Raw genomic sequence first — 13,059 nt, 5'->3', positions numbered from 1 at the left:
GCGGGCAAATCGACGTCGCTGGTGCTGCGCATCCTGCTGTTGCGCCATTACCTGGGCTACGAGCTGGACGCGATGACCGTGGTCACCTTTACCCGCGAGTCGCGCAAAGACTTCATCAAGCGCCTGGTGCAGGTGTTCGCCCTGTGGCAGATCAACCTGCAACCGGCGCAGGCGCGCGAGCTGGTGCGGACCTTCCATTCACGCATTCTGCCGCTGGTGCGCAGCCTGCCGGGTTTTGACCAGCTGCGTGCTTTCGAAACGCTGGGCAGCGACATGCCAGCCGGGCGCGAAGCCGAGGCCGACAGCAACCCATTCGACCTGCGCTTGAATGACGCCCAACGCCAGCAACTGAACCAGTGCTACAGCCGCGTGCTGCATGAAAGCCCACGCTTTGCCGAGCTGGTCGGCTTGCTGCGAAGCGAAGCCTTGCAGCTCAAACCCCTGGACCCGAACAACCCCGAGGTGCAAAAACGCGCCCAGGTTACGCAATTGGCTGCGCAGCGCGACGAAGAGCTGTGTGATGTGATCGAGGACCTCTGGTTCGCTGCCGGCGCCTGGCCGATCACAGGTATCGAACCGTGCCGCGATACCGTCGAGATCCGTGGCAGCCGGTTTCATGTGCATGGGCGCCTGGCGGGGGGCGGGCCGTTGGTGGTGCTCGGCTTCGATCCGACGGAAAGCGCGCAGTACCAGCGCCCTGGCGCCAAGCTGGCGGTACGCGGTGAGTGGGCGGTCAAACGCACTTTGTTGCAGGCGTTCTGCGACCGGCCGCTGATCTGGCTCGACAACTACGCCATGGCCCGGCGCCTGGCAGCGTCGCTGGCCGGTGATGCCGTGGCGGGCCCTGGCTTCGAGTACAAGGTCAAGGGCGAGCTGGCGGCGGCGCCACTGCTGGATGCGTTCGTGGGGGCTGCCAATTTCATCGAGAACCTTGGCCTTGAGGTGAACACGGCCGTGGCGTCGATGAGTTTCCCCAGCGGTGACAGCGACGCCCTGTTCTTCGAGGCCCTGGCCTTGTACTGGAAAGCCCTGGAAGCGCACCTGCTGGGCCTGTCGCCACCGGTGATGAGCTACAACCGCATGTTCGCCCTGTTCGGCGAAAACAACCCGGAAAACCTGCGCCTGCTACCCGATCCGCTGTTGCGGCCGTTGGCGCACCTGATGATCGACGAGTTCCAGGACGTGTCGCCACAGATCGTCAGCTGGCTGCGTGCGAGTTTGCGCGAAATACGCCGACGCGGCCCGGCCATGCACACCGGGCGGCATGCCCAGCATTCGTCACTGCTGTGCGTGGGCGACGACTGGCAGTCGATCTATGGCTGGCGCGGCAGTTCACCCAAGTACTTCATGGAATTCACCAAGGCCTTTGCTGCACCGGCCAACACCCGCGTGATGCTGGTCGATAACTACCGTTGCCAGCAACAGGTGATCGATGCCGCCGAGCACCTGGTCAAGGGCACCCCGGCAATTGCCGGCAAGAAGGCCCGGGCCAGCGGCCCCGCCGCGCAATTGCCGGGCTCGCCGGTCAAGGTCTTCGACCGGGATGAGGCAGCCTTGGGCCAGACACTGATGGAGCACTACCAGCGCGGCGAGACGGTGATGATGCTGTACCGCAAGGGCAGCGACCGGGTACTGATGAGCGAGCACCTGCAAAGCGTGGTGCAAGCCGAGGCCGCGCTGCCGGCCGAGCAACGCCGGCTGCGCCAGCTGACCTACCACAGTGCCAAGGGGCTGCAAGCCGACGCGGTGTTCATGCTCGGCGACTGCCAGTACCTGACCAGCTCCCCCTACAAGAACCAGGTCTACCGCCAGGCCGGGTTGGGCAAGGCCGCAGACGCCCAGCCGTTCGATACCGCGCAGAAGGAAGAAGTGCAGCGCCTGGCCTACGTGGCAGTGACCCGAGCCGTGCAGCACTGCTATTGGCACGTCGAGGCCGCCAGCGGCGAAGCGGCGGTGGCGCCAAGGGCGTCTGCACGGGTCGATGGCCGGCAGGCATTCTTCGAGGACCTGCGCGGGCAGTGAAGGGCGCTGTGGCCGGCGAGCAAGGGGCGACGTTCAGCTGAGGGGTGTCGGTCTGGCCTATGCAAGTGTCGGCCCGGCACCAACGCGGCTGCCGGCATCGCGCCAAGGTAGGGGTGTCGCGGCCTTGCCAGGCCTTAGTCAGGAAGCTACCCATGCGTTCATCGTCGACACCCAAGGATTACTTGCTGGACAACAATGGCATCGAAATCGCGGTGCGCTGCTGGGGCCGGGAGGACGGCATGCCGGTCTTGGCCTTGCATGGCTGGCTGGACAATGCAGCCTCGTTCGACCGCTTGGCACCGCTGCTCGAACACTGTTTCGTCGTGGCCCCCGACCTGGTCGGCCATGGGCGTTCCGACCATCGCCGGCACGACAGTGGCTATTACCTGTGGGAGCACGCCGAGGACATGCTGGCGGTTGCCGACAGCCTCGGCCTGAGCCAATTCCATGTACTGGCCCACGGCATGGGCACGGGGGTGGCGTCGTTGCTTGCGGCCATGACCAGCGGCATCGCCAGCATGACGTTCCTCGACGGCATGGGGGCACCGTTCACCGTCGCCGAGGATGACCGCGTGCAGCACCTGGCGCGGGCCTATCGGCTCAAGCGCATGGTGCAGCGCAGCCAGCTACCGGGCTTCGGCGAGCCGGGCGCTGCCTGCTTCGATGACCTCGACACCGCCTTGGCGCAACGCCGCGAGCGGCTGGACACCGAGCTGTCCGAAGGCGCCGCCCGCTTGTTGGCCATGCGCGACCTGTTGCAGCTGGGCGAGGGCTATTGCTGGCGCCACGACCCAAGGCTGGTGCTGCCCGAACCCATGCCGCTGACCGAGCGCGAAGCGTGCGACCTGCTCAGCCAGATCCGCTGCCCGTTGTACCTGATGTTCGGCCGCCAGGGGGCATTTGCCGGCGATGCGTTCAGCCAGCGCCAGGCGGCTTTGCCCGACCATGCGAAGGTGTCCTGGCACCCGGGCGGTCATCATTTCCACCTGGATGCGCCGGACCGGGCGCTGGCCGACCAACTGCTGCGCATCATCGCGCGGCACGAAGGGGGCATGCTGCAACGCCTGGTGAATGAGTAGCGAGTGCTGGTGATGGCCTGGGGCCCTGCGCTATGGTGGTACACCCCCAGGCCAGCAGGAGCCCGCCATGCGACCCTTCGCCATCCAGCACATCGACCACCTGGTACTGCGGGTCAGGGACCTGCCGCGCAGCGTGGCGTTCTATACCGACCTGCTTGGCTGTTCGGTCAGTCGCGTGCGTGAGGACCTGGGCATGGTGCACCTGGCCACGGGCACGGCGATGATCGACCTGGTTACGCTGGACGGGCCGCTGGGGCGAACCGGTGGTGCGGCGCCGGGCGCCGAGGGGCGCAACCTGCATCATTTCTGCCTGCGTATCGAGCCATTCGATGAGCACGCCTTGCTGGCCTACCTGCAAGCGGCGGGGGTGCAGGTGGAACCTGCCGAGAAACGCTACGGTGCCGAAGGCGAAGGGCCGTCGCTGTACTGCTACGACCCGGATGGCAACCAGGTCGAGCTTAAGGGGCCGATAGCGCCAGTGGCAGCGGTGCACCCCCTCGGGGTTTAACCCTGGCGGCGCGCACACCGGGGCAGGCAACCATCAGTCGTAATAGCCGCGTAGCCCGAACGCGTAGCCAGTGTCCACGGTGGCCGTCCGGCCGCGGTTCCAGCGCTTTTTCAACACGAACTCGAATGCTGGCTCGTACAAGGCGTCGCGCACCACTGCGCCGGCCAGCACCTCCACGTCATACCAGCCATTGTCCAGTTCGATGATCGGCCGCCCCGGTACCTGGTAACGCGCCAAGAAGTCACCCAGCGTCTTGGGCGTGAAGTGCTGAAGGATCCGCCAGGTATACAGCATCAGCGCCCCGTGCTCGACGCGCAGCACATAGCCGTTGCGCTGGTGCTTCAGGCGGCTGCCAGCTTCGCGCAGCGCTGGTGTGTGGTTGTCCAGGGTGAACAGAATGCGGTACGGCAGGTTATCGACCCCGGCCAGTGGCAGCACCACACCTTCACTCACGGCTTGGTCGCCGCTGTCGTCATGGGTGAAGGCATAGGCCAGGTCATCGGGCAGTTGCTGGTCCTGCTTGAACCGTTCGAGCAACTGGATATCGCCAAGCAGAAAGTAGTCGACCCCGTCATTGAGCACTTCGCTGAATTCGTGGCGCATCTGTTTTCCTTATTGTTGCGCAGTGCCATAGCGGCATGGGGTTAGTGCTTCTGTGCGATCTGGATCAGGTTGCCGCAGGTGTCATCGAACACCGCGACGGTTACCGCCCCCTTGTTGGTAGGGTGCTGGGTGAACTGGACGCCGGCGGCGCAGAGCCGGGCATACTCAGCCTGAATGTCACGCACGGCGAAGGAGGTGGCAGGGGTACCGGCTTTCTTGAGTCTCGCATGGTTGGCCTGGGCCTCATCGCTGTCGTACGCCTCCAGCAGCAACTCAACGCCATTGGGGTCGTTGGGCGAGGTGAGGGTCAGCCAGCGGTGGTCGCCCATGGGGATGTCCTGCTTGGGCTCGAAACCGAGTACGTAATGGTAGAAAGCAAGGGCTTTGGCTTGATTGTCGACGAGGATGCTGGTGACGACGATCTTCATGAGTGCACACCGTATGCCTAGGGTCGATAAGCATCAGTAAAGACGCTGAGGGCCATTTGACCAGTGCGCTTGAGCCTACCCAGGGAAAACCTGCTCAAGCCATAGGCAAATGCTTGATCCGCCAGCCACCGCCCGGGCGCCTTCGGGGGTAAAGTGTCAGCCATGATCCCGATTCCCGTGCGCCCAGGCCGGCGCCAGAGAGGTAAGCGTGGCTGCCTATACCCTGCGACAACTCAAGTACTTCGTCACCACGGTAGAAGCCGGTAGCGTGGCGGAGGCTTCGCGCCAGCTTTACATCGCCCAGCCGTCGATTTCCACGGCCATCAAAGGCCTGGAGGAAAGCTTCGGGGTGCAGTTGTTCATCCGCCACCATGCTCAGGGTGTGTCGTTGACGCCCAGCGGCAAGCGCTTTTACGCCAAGGCCAAGTCGCTGCTGCAAATGGCCCATGAGTTCGAACAAAACGCCCTGGCCGACAATGACACCGTTGCCGGGCAAATCGATATCGGTTGTTTCGAAACCGTGGCTCCCTTGTACCTGCCACGGCTGATTGCCGGTTTCCGCCAGCGCTACCCTGGCGTGGATATCCGCCTGCGCGACGGCGAGCAGCAGGACCTGATCCAGGGTCTGACCGCAGGGAGCTTCGACCTGGCGTTTCTCTATGATCACGACCTCGATGGCACCATCGAGGCCGAGCCGCTGATGCCGCCGCAAAAACCGTACGTATTGCTGCCGGAGAACCACCGTTTTGCCAGCCAGGGCCAGGTCTCACTGCGCGACCTGTGCCCGGAGCCGATGATCTTGCTGGACGTGGCGCCCAGCCGTACCTACTTCGTCAGCCTGTTCAACGAGCTGGGCCTCACGCCGAACATCGTCTTCAGTTCGCCTTCGATCGAGATGGTGCGCGGCATGGTCGGGCAGGGGTTCGGGTTCTCGCTGTTGGTCACCCGGCCGCATTCGCCCTACACCTACGACGGCCAGCGCCTGGTCATGCTGGACATCACCGAGCCGGTGGCGCTGTCGGGGTTGGCCGCGGCTTGGTTGAAGCGTGTACAGCTGACCAAGCCGGCGCAGTTGTTCGTGGCGTTCTGCCGCGAAGAGCTGGCGAAGTTCCAAGATCTGCAGCCGCAGCGCGGTGCCTGACCCAGTTCAGAACCAGCGGTCATTCTTCTTGCGCCCGCGGGTCAGCGCCGGCAGGATCAGCCCCGCCAGCAGGCCCGCGCCGGCGATGCTGCCACCGTAGACCATGTAGCGCATCATCACCTGTTTGTTCTCATCGCCCAGGCGCGCCTGGGTGTCGCGCAGCTCCGACTGGCTCTGGTCGTATTGCTCGTTGAGCGCCTTGTTGCGTGCCTCCAGCTCGTCGATCAGCTTCTTGCGCGAGTCCAGGGTTTCCTGCATGCCTTGCACGCGGTTTTTCCAGCTGTCGTCGATGGTCTTCAGCTGGCCGGTGAGCTCTGCCACCTGCGCATCCAGCAGCGGCAGCCGTTCGTTCTGGCCGGGAACCGCCTGCAGGTCATCGCTGAGGATCCACACCACGTCGCCATTCTGGCCGCGCACCTGGCTGTACTTGCCCTGGCTGCCAAGAAGGGTCAGCTTTTGCCCGGACTTGAGGGTGCCGACAATGCGATGGCCGTCGGTCGGCCCGCTACGCACATAGGTGCTCAGGCTGTCGCTGACCCAGCGTGCGTCGCTGGCGGGCTCTTCGGCATGCACGGGTGCGGCAAGCGCCAGCAGGGCGGCGATCAGGCTGCCGCGCAGGGCAGGGAGGGCGGAGGCGGTTGGGCGGGAATCGGGCATGTTGGTCTTCGCTGCAACGGATAAAAAGTAGGCCGGTGACTGGGCCGATGAACCGGTCGGTGAGTTGACCGTCAGCGAATGACCTTTTTTTTGTCAGCAGGTTCACTGCCTGGCGTCGGAAATGTCTGCAGGATGTTGCAGCGCCCAAGCCGTGCCGGGGCGCCGCCGATGACGTAATTGTAATGCGGGGATCATCCTGGCGTTATCTGCCGAGGGGCAATCTCGCAACGCCGACATAAAAACAAATGCGACGTTCAAGGAGCATCCGATGACTTGCAGATACCCCCTTAAACTGGCTGCATGCCTGGCCTTGGCCAGCGTCGTTGGCCAGGCACTGGCCGCCGAAAAGAACACCGACGGCTTCATCGAAGGTAGCACCCTCGATGTGCTCAACCGCAACTTCTACTTCAACCGTGACAACCGCGACGCTGCAGCGCCCACGCACAACCCGCGCAAAGCGCCTGACAATGGCTACTCCGAGGCCTGGGCTCACGCCGTGATCGCTCGCTTCGAGTCGGGCTTTACCCAAGGCACGGTCGGTGTCGGCGTGGACGCGTTCGCCATGCTCGGCCTCAAGCTCGATACCGGCGGCGGCCGTAACGGCGGGCGCAGTTCGTTCGATGTATTGCCGGTAGACCATGACGGCCAGGCGCGCGATGAATACACCAAGGTTGGCGGCGCGGCCAAGGTGCGCCTGTTCGATACGGTATTGAAGGTGGGCGATGTGTTTCCGGTTAACCCGGTGGTCGCCGCAGGCGACTCACGGCTGTTGCCCGAGAGCTTTCGGGGCGTGACCCTGGAGAACACCAGCATCAAGGACCTGACCCTGCAGGCGGGGCGCCTGCATGCCATGAGCCAGCCCATGTCCAGCGGCATGCGGGAAAACTTCGCCACCTTCTATGGCGGCCCGGTGGACTCGCCCTGGATCGCCTACGGCGGCGGCGACTACACCCTCAACGAATATGCCAGTGTCAGCCTGTTCAGCAGCCGGCTCAAGGATGTCTGGAACCAGTACTACGCCGGCACCAGCCTGAGTTGGCCGCTTGGCGAGCAACTGGCGCTGATTGGCGGTTTCAATTACTACAAGGCCGTGGACGAGGGGCGCCAGCGCCTGGGTGCTTTCGACAACGATATCTGGAGTGCCAAGCTGGGCGTGCGTTTCGGTGCCCACACCCTTGCGCTCACCCACCAGCGCAACAATGGCGACGACGACTTCGATTACTTGCGCCAGGCCGACTCGATCTTCCTCGACAACTCCATCCAGTACAGCGACTTCAACTCGCCCAAGGAGCGTTCGTGGATGCTGCGCTATGACCTGAACATGGCGGCCTATGGCGTGCCTGGGTTGTCGTTCATGACCCGCTACGGCAAAGGTAGCGACGCGGACTACAGCAACGCTAACGCCGTATATATGCGCCGGGGTGCCGATGGCAACCCGCTGACCGATCAGAAACGCTGGGAGCGCGATATCGAGGTCAAGTACGTGGTGCAGAGCGGTGCGGCCAAGGACTTGGCGCTACGGGTACGCCAGGCCACCACCCGCGCCACGGCGTTCGAGTCGGACCTGGACGAAGTGCGGCTGATCGTCGAGTACCCACTGTCGATCCTGTGAATTCACCTTGGTAGCTTTCCAGCTCCTTTGGTTTGGGTGAATGTTTTGCGCCCCTTGGGCAATGCAAGTCAGTTAAGTGATTTGGGGCCGCTTTGCGACCCTTCGCGGGCACGCCCGCTCCCACAGGGGATCGCGCATTTCATGAGTGTGGGAGCGGGCGTGCCCGCGAAGGGCTGCAAAGCAGCCCCAGTAACGCTCAACTGACAGGCATTACCCTGTGGGGCGCTTTTTTTGCGCAGTAGCCGTTACCGCTGCGCGGGTTCAGGTGTCTGCGGTTTCGCTCGCAGCCTCCGCCGTCTTGACCGACGCCTTTTTCTCCTGCACCACGATATAGAACTCTTCGCCATGCTTCACCGCCCCATACAGCACGGCTTTTTCGATCAGCTCGTTGCCGCGCAGCTGGCGCAGCATCATCGGGTCCTTGCGCAGGTCGCGGTACAGCGCCAGGCAAAGCAGCACCATCACCACCACAAACGGCAGGGCCACCACGATCGTCAGGTTCTGAAGCCCGGTCAGCGCTTCGCCAGGGTCCCGTGGGTCGCCGATCGCCAACATGATGGCCGCGACCGTCCCGGTCAGCGCGCCCCAGAAGATCACCGTGCGCCGCGAAGGTGCGGTGGTGCCGTGCTCCGACAGCGTGCCCATCACCAGCGACGCCGCGTCGGCGCCCGAGACAAAGAAGATGCCCACCAGCACCATCACCAGCACTGACGTCGCCGAGGCCAGTGGGTAGCTGTCCAGCAACTGGTACAACGCATGGTTGCTGTTGACTGCCCCGTTGGCCAGCTGGAAAGCACCTTCGCGCAGGGCATCGACGGCCGCGCCGCCGAAGATGGTGAACCACACCAGGCTGACCAGGCTCGGCACCAGCAGCACGCCGGTAACGAACTGGCGGATGGTGCGGCCACGGCTGATGCGGGCAATGAACATGCCCACGAACGGCGTCCAGGAAATCCACCAGGCCCAATAGAACACTGTCCAGCCGGCCAGCCAGCTGTTCATCTGCTCGCCACCGCTGGCGTTGGTACGGGCCATCATTTCCGGCAGCATCTTGATGTAGATGCCGAGCGAGGTCGGCAGCAAGTTCATCATGAGCAGGGTCGGCCCGACCATGAACACGAACAGCGCCAGCACCAGGGCCAGCACCATATTGATGTTGGACAACCACTGGATGCCCTTGCCGATGCCCGATACCGCCGACGAGACGAAGGCGATGGTCAGCAGGGTGATGATGGAGATGTAGAACAGCTTGCCGGGGCTCTCGATCCAGCCGTTGTATTCCAACCCGCCGGCGATCTGCAGGGCGCCCAGCCCCAGCGAGGCCGCCGAGCCGAACAGCGTGGCGAAGATTGCCATCATGTCGATCAGCCGGCCAAGCGGGCCGTTGGCGTGCTTGCCGATCAACGGCCGGAAGGCCGCGGAAATCAACTGTGAGCGGCCCCGGCGGAAGGTCCCGTAGGCGATGACCAGGCCGACGATGGCGTACATGGCCCAAGGGTGCAAGGTCCAGTGGAAGAGGGTGGTCGCCATGGCGACCTGCATCGCTTCGCTGGTCTGCCCGCTGGCCGAGCCGGGCGGCGGTGACACGTAGTGCGACAGCGGCTCGGCCACGCCGAAGAACATCAGGCCGATACCCATGCCGGCACTGAACATCATCGCCACCCAGGACACCGTGCGAAACTCTGGCTGTTCGCCATCACGGCCAAGCGGTACCCGCCCGTAACGGCTGGCGGCCAGCCACAGCACGAACACCACGAACAGGGTGGAGGTCAGTACGAAGAACCAGCCAAAGTTGAGAATGACCCACGATTGAGCGGTGGAGGCACTGCGCGCCAGGCTGGCCTGGTTGATGAAGCCCCAGAGCACGAAAGCGATGGCCAGGATGCTGGTGAAACCGAAGACCACCCAGTCCAGCTTGCCCTCGAAGCGCCGGTCCTGGCGGGCTTCTGCGGTTTTCGAGGGGTCGGTAACGCCAAGGTCGAGTGTTTCGTTGATGTGTTCCTTTACCATGAATGCTGAGGCCCCTGTGTGGCTTGCCTGTTCGTGCAGGCTTGTAGTTGTGTGAGCTACCGAGTGCGTTGGCGCCTCGGCCGGGTGGAGTGCTGGCGGAATTATCCTGCGCGGTCGGCGCCGGCACCTGTCCCGATAGCGTCCTGGGGCTGCCCTTGCGCGACTTGGCAAATACTTTTAGTTCTGGGGGCATTGGCCCTTTCTGTCTCGGCTTCTGGTACGCTGGTGGGCATTACCCGGGGCCGCACATCAAGCACCGTAGAAGCGCTGTCGCGTGCGGGCCCGGCCGTACCAGGAAACGGAGATTCGTAATAATGGCCACTGACCGTGTGAGCCTGATTCATTTCGATAAACTGAGCATGAGCCCTGCCGCAGCCGAGCGGTTCCAGCATGCTCTCGATGCGCTGGAAGCGCTCAAGCTGCAAGACCGTTACGTTTACCTCATCGCGCCTTACCTTGGGGATATCGCTGACGCTTGCGACGCCGACCAATTGCAGACGGCCTTGGAACAAGGCCTACGCGTTGTCGACGAGCTGGTGGCCGCCTACTCGGTCAACAAGGCCAAGGCCGATGAAGTGAGCAAAGTGTTCAAGGATGCTGGCGCGCGCGCGCGGGCTGAATTGCCCGGCTGAACGGCATATGGCCAAAGACATCGACAACCCCTGCGTTTCGCTGTGCCAGCTCAACAGTGAGCTGTGCGTGAGCTGCGGCCGTACCCGCGAGGAAATCCGCAAATGGCGGGGCATGAAGCGCCCCGAGAAGATGGCGACCGTGCAGCGGGCGGCCACGCGCATGAAGGCCATCGCCAAGAAGGCGGCCAAGCGGCAGGTCAGTTAGGCCCTGCTGGCAGCCCATCATCCCCCACAGGGGGCGCAAAGCTTGAGGTCTGCGCTGCTCCTGTGGGAGCCCGGCTTGCCGGCGATGGGCCGCACTCCTTTTTTTGCCCATAAAAGGTCCACTAGTCGGCCTCTGATGGTCCAGACTGTATACAGCCCCACACCTGATGCAGCCGACCAGCATTGCTCAAGCCATTGGTCACCCAGCGGGGCGGCGAAGTTACAACTGCCGAGGGTCGTTGATGATCAAGCGTTGCCTGCGCCACGCCTTGCCCTTGTTGTGCCTGATGCTGCTGCCCCTGGCGGCGGTAGCCGATGACACATGCCGGCGGTTGACCGCCACCGGTAACCCCGAATACCCGCCTTACCTGTGGCGCGATCCGCGCAACCCGCAGCAGTTGATGGGTGCCAATGCCGATTTGCTCAAGCACCTGGGCAAGCAGCTCGGGCTGGAGATCGACGTAGTGTACGCGGGGCCGTGGTCACGCGCGCAGGAAGAAGTGCGCACTGGGCGGATCGACCTTCTGGCCGGGTACTTTCGCACCGAGGCGCGGCAACAGCACATGGACTTCATCGAGCCACCGTTCCTGGCCACCCCCAGCGTGGTCTGGGTGCGCCAGGGTGACGCCTTTGCCTACCGGCAATGGGCGGACCTGAAGGGCCGCAAGGGCGGTACGTTGGTGAACAACAGCCATGGCCAGCAGTTCGATGAGTACGCGCAGGCTCATCTCACGCTCGAAGCGGTACCCACTGCTCGCCAGGCGTTCGAAAAACTGGTGCACAAGCGCAGTGCCTACGTGGTTTACGAACAGTACCCTGGCATGGCCCTGGCGCGCACACTGGGTATTGGCGGTGCCGTGCAGGTACTGCAGCCACCGGTCTCCAGTGAAGGGTTGTACCTGGCCATTTCGCATAATTCACCCTGCAACCAGCCACAGCTGCGCGCAGCACTGGCCCGGGAAATGGCCAGGATCGTGGGCGGAGCCCTGCCGCAGCAGTTGTTGAAGCAGAACATGGAGCAATGGCAATGACAGGTCGTGCGCAGGCCGTTGCTACAGCGCGTGGGCCAGCTGCTCGGCTTCCTTGGCGTTGCTGACGTTGACCGCGCCAGGCAAATGCACATCATTTTTTGCCGCCAGCAGCTCGGCCATCACGCTGACGGCGATTTCCGCCGGGGTCTTGCTGCCGATATAGATGCCTATCGGTCCATGCAAACGCTGCAGCGACGCTTCGCTTTCGCCGAAATGCGCGATCAGCCGCTCACGGCGCAGTTGGCTGTTGCGCCGCGAGCCGATGGCGCCAATGTAGAAGGCCGGGCTGTGCAAGGCTTCGAGCAAGGCCAGGTCGTCCAGCTTGGGGTCATGGCTGACGGCAACGATGGCGCTGCGCACATCTGCCTTGAAGGCACGGACCACATCGTCTGGCATGCCTGGCAGCAGGGTAACGCCGGGGATGCTCCAGCCTGCCGTGTATTCCGGGCGCGGGTCGCACAACGAGACACTGAAGCCGTTGAACAGGGCCATGGTTGCGAGGTACTCGGCCAGGGCGCCAGCACCGATCAGCAGCAGGCGGTAACCAGGCCCAAGGGTGCTGCACAGGCGCTGGCCATCAAACCTGAACAGTTGTGGGCTAGCGGTGGCAACCAGGCTGGCAGCACCCGTGTGCAAGTCGAGTTGGCGACACATCAGGTTGCCGCTGTCCAGGCTGGCCAGCAGTTGTTCCAGGTGCGACAACGCGGGCGCGAACTCCAGCACCAGTTCAAGGGTGCCGCCGCAGGGCAGGCCGAAACGGTGGGCTTCGTCGGCGCTGACGCCGTAGCGCACCACCTGCGGCTGGCCGCTGGGCATGCCGGGGCCGCCATAGGCGCTGGTGTAGCGGTGGATGAGGTCGTCCTCGATACAGCCACCGGATACGCTGCCAACCACCCGGCCATCGCTGCGCAGCGCCATCATCGAGCCGACCGGGCGCGGTGAAGAGCCCCATGTACGGGCGACCGTGGCAAGCAGGGCGCGGTGGCCGCCGGCAAGCCAGTCGCGGGTGGTGCGCAGCACCAGCAGGTCGATGCTTTCCATGGAAACTCCGTTACAACACTGTCGAGAAGGTTGGCTCAGGCATGCCCCCTTCAGCGCATATGCAAGATGATGGGGCTACTGCTGGCCGGGT

The 13,059-nt window shown here is 63.8% G+C and carries 13 protein-coding genes; 8 read left to right on the top strand and 5 right to left on the bottom strand.

The annotated features are described in order from the left end of the window. From APH30_RS22035 to APH30_RS22025, 3 genes are all read left to right on the top strand, one after another. On the top strand, positions 1–2,022 hold a 2,022-nt coding region (locus APH30_RS22035), incomplete at its 5' end, for a UvrD-helicase domain-containing protein (RefSeq protein ID WP_054913770.1). Positions 2,023–2,174: 152 nt separating this feature from the next. After that, positions 2,175–3,101 (top strand): alpha/beta fold hydrolase, encoded by a 927-nt coding sequence (locus tag APH30_RS22030; RefSeq protein WP_054913769.1) that lies wholly within the window; start codon positions 2,175–2,177, stop codon positions 3,099–3,101. Between the two features lie 67 nt (positions 3,102–3,168). After that, on the top strand, positions 3,169–3,609 hold the full coding sequence (locus tag APH30_RS22025; protein WP_054913768.1) for a VOC family protein: 441 nt from the start codon (positions 3,169–3,171) through the stop codon (positions 3,607–3,609). A 33-nt stretch (positions 3,610–3,642) separates the two neighbouring features. Here APH30_RS22025 and APH30_RS22020 read toward each other — a convergent pair whose 3' ends face one another. Both APH30_RS22020 and APH30_RS22015 read right to left on the bottom strand, forming a co-directional pair. Beyond that, a complete protein-coding gene (locus APH30_RS22020) occupies positions 3,643–4,212 on the bottom strand; it encodes a hypothetical protein (protein WP_054913767.1) in 570 nt (189 codons plus the stop codon). 41 nt (positions 4,213–4,253) lie between these two features. Beyond that, positions 4,254–4,640 carry a VOC family protein gene (locus APH30_RS22015; protein ID WP_054913766.1) on the bottom strand — a complete coding sequence of 129 codons (387 nt, stop codon included), beginning with the start codon at positions 4,638–4,640 and terminating at the stop codon, positions 4,254–4,256. A gap of 208 nt (positions 4,641–4,848) precedes the next feature. Between APH30_RS22015 and APH30_RS22010 the strand changes: the two genes are divergently transcribed. Then, a complete protein-coding gene (locus APH30_RS22010) occupies positions 4,849–5,781 on the top strand; it encodes a LysR family transcriptional regulator (RefSeq protein ID WP_029887319.1) in 933 nt (310 codons plus the stop codon). A gap of 6 nt (positions 5,782–5,787) precedes the next feature. On the opposite strand, the gene APH30_RS22005 is transcribed toward APH30_RS22010, so the two are convergent. Beyond that, a complete protein-coding gene (locus APH30_RS22005; RefSeq protein ID WP_029887318.1) occupies positions 5,788–6,438 on the bottom strand; it encodes a TIGR04211 family SH3 domain-containing protein in 651 nt (216 codons plus the stop codon). Positions 6,439–6,706: 268 nt separating this feature from the next. Between APH30_RS22005 and APH30_RS22000 the strand changes: the two genes are divergently transcribed. Next, on the top strand, positions 6,707–8,050 hold the full coding sequence (locus tag APH30_RS22000) for an OprD family porin (protein ID WP_054913765.1): 1,344 nt from the start codon (positions 6,707–6,709) through the stop codon (positions 8,048–8,050). A gap of 261 nt (positions 8,051–8,311) precedes the next feature. Here APH30_RS22000 and APH30_RS21995 read toward each other — a convergent pair whose 3' ends face one another. After that, a complete protein-coding gene (locus tag APH30_RS21995) occupies positions 8,312–10,060 on the bottom strand; it encodes a BCCT family transporter (protein WP_054913764.1) in 1,749 nt (582 codons plus the stop codon). A gap of 314 nt (positions 10,061–10,374) precedes the next feature. Between APH30_RS21995 and APH30_RS21990 the strand changes: the two genes are divergently transcribed. The 3 genes from APH30_RS21990 to APH30_RS21980 all read left to right on the top strand — a co-directional run bounded on the left by APH30_RS21990 (position 10,375) and on the right by APH30_RS21980 (position 11,927). Beyond that, positions 10,375–10,692 carry a hypothetical protein gene (locus APH30_RS21990; RefSeq protein ID WP_054913763.1) on the top strand — a complete coding sequence of 106 codons (318 nt, stop codon included), beginning with the start codon at positions 10,375–10,377 and terminating at the stop codon, positions 10,690–10,692. A 7-nt stretch (positions 10,693–10,699) separates the two neighbouring features. Then, entirely contained in the window at positions 10,700–10,897 is a 198-nt protein-coding gene (locus APH30_RS21985) for a DUF1289 domain-containing protein (RefSeq protein ID WP_029887314.1), read from the top strand. A 241-nt stretch (positions 10,898–11,138) separates the two neighbouring features. Continuing rightward, positions 11,139–11,927, top strand: coding sequence for an ABC transporter substrate-binding protein (locus APH30_RS21980; RefSeq protein ID WP_054903951.1), 789 nt, complete (start codon positions 11,139–11,141; stop codon positions 11,925–11,927). Between the two features lie 21 nt (positions 11,928–11,948). Here the strand turns inward: APH30_RS21980 and APH30_RS21975 are convergent, their stop codons facing one another. Then, positions 11,949–12,968, bottom strand: coding sequence for an XdhC family protein (locus APH30_RS21975; protein WP_054913762.1), 1,020 nt, complete (start codon positions 12,966–12,968; stop codon positions 11,949–11,951). Between the last annotated feature and the right edge of the window lie 91 nt (positions 12,969–13,059).

Origin of the sequence: Pseudomonas sp. NBRC 111127 (genome assembly GCF_001320345.1) — a bacterium.
GTDB classification, from domain to species: domain Bacteria; phylum Pseudomonadota; class Gammaproteobacteria; order Pseudomonadales; family Pseudomonadaceae; genus Aquipseudomonas; species Aquipseudomonas juntendi.
The sequence above is the reverse complement of the archived record's forward strand: the minus strand, read 5'-3'. Positions and strand labels throughout refer to the sequence as shown.

Bases quoted from the DNA above. Each gene is read 5' to 3' on its own strand.
- APH30_RS22000 (WP_054913765.1), top strand. From the start codon at position 6,707: ATGACTTGCAGATACCCCCTTAAACTGGCTGCATGCCTGGCCTTGGCC.
- APH30_RS21980 (WP_054903951.1), top strand. From the start codon at position 11,139: ATGATCAAGCGTTGCCTGCGCCACGCCTTGCCCTTGTTGTGCCTGATG.
- APH30_RS21975 (WP_054913762.1), bottom strand. From the start codon at position 12,968: ATGGAAAGCATCGACCTGCTGGTGCTGCGCACCACCCGCGACTGGCTT.
- APH30_RS21990 (WP_054913763.1), top strand. From the start codon at position 10,375: ATGGCCACTGACCGTGTGAGCCTGATTCATTTCGATAAACTGAGCATG.
- APH30_RS22025 (WP_054913768.1), top strand. From the start codon at position 3,169: ATGCGACCCTTCGCCATCCAGCACATCGACCACCTGGTACTGCGGGTC.
- APH30_RS21995 (WP_054913764.1), bottom strand. From the start codon at position 10,060: ATGGTAAAGGAACACATCAACGAAACACTCGACCTTGGCGTTACCGAC.
- APH30_RS22005 (WP_029887318.1), bottom strand. From the start codon at position 6,438: ATGCCCGATTCCCGCCCAACCGCCTCCGCCCTCCCTGCCCTGCGCGGC.
- APH30_RS22030 (WP_054913769.1), top strand. From the start codon at position 2,175: ATGCGTTCATCGTCGACACCCAAGGATTACTTGCTGGACAACAATGGC.
- APH30_RS22015 (WP_054913766.1), bottom strand. From the start codon at position 4,640: ATGAAGATCGTCGTCACCAGCATCCTCGTCGACAATCAAGCCAAAGCC.
- APH30_RS21985 (WP_029887314.1), top strand. From the start codon at position 10,700: ATGGCCAAAGACATCGACAACCCCTGCGTTTCGCTGTGCCAGCTCAAC.
- APH30_RS22020 (WP_054913767.1), bottom strand. From the start codon at position 4,212: ATGCGCCACGAATTCAGCGAAGTGCTCAATGACGGGGTCGACTACTTT.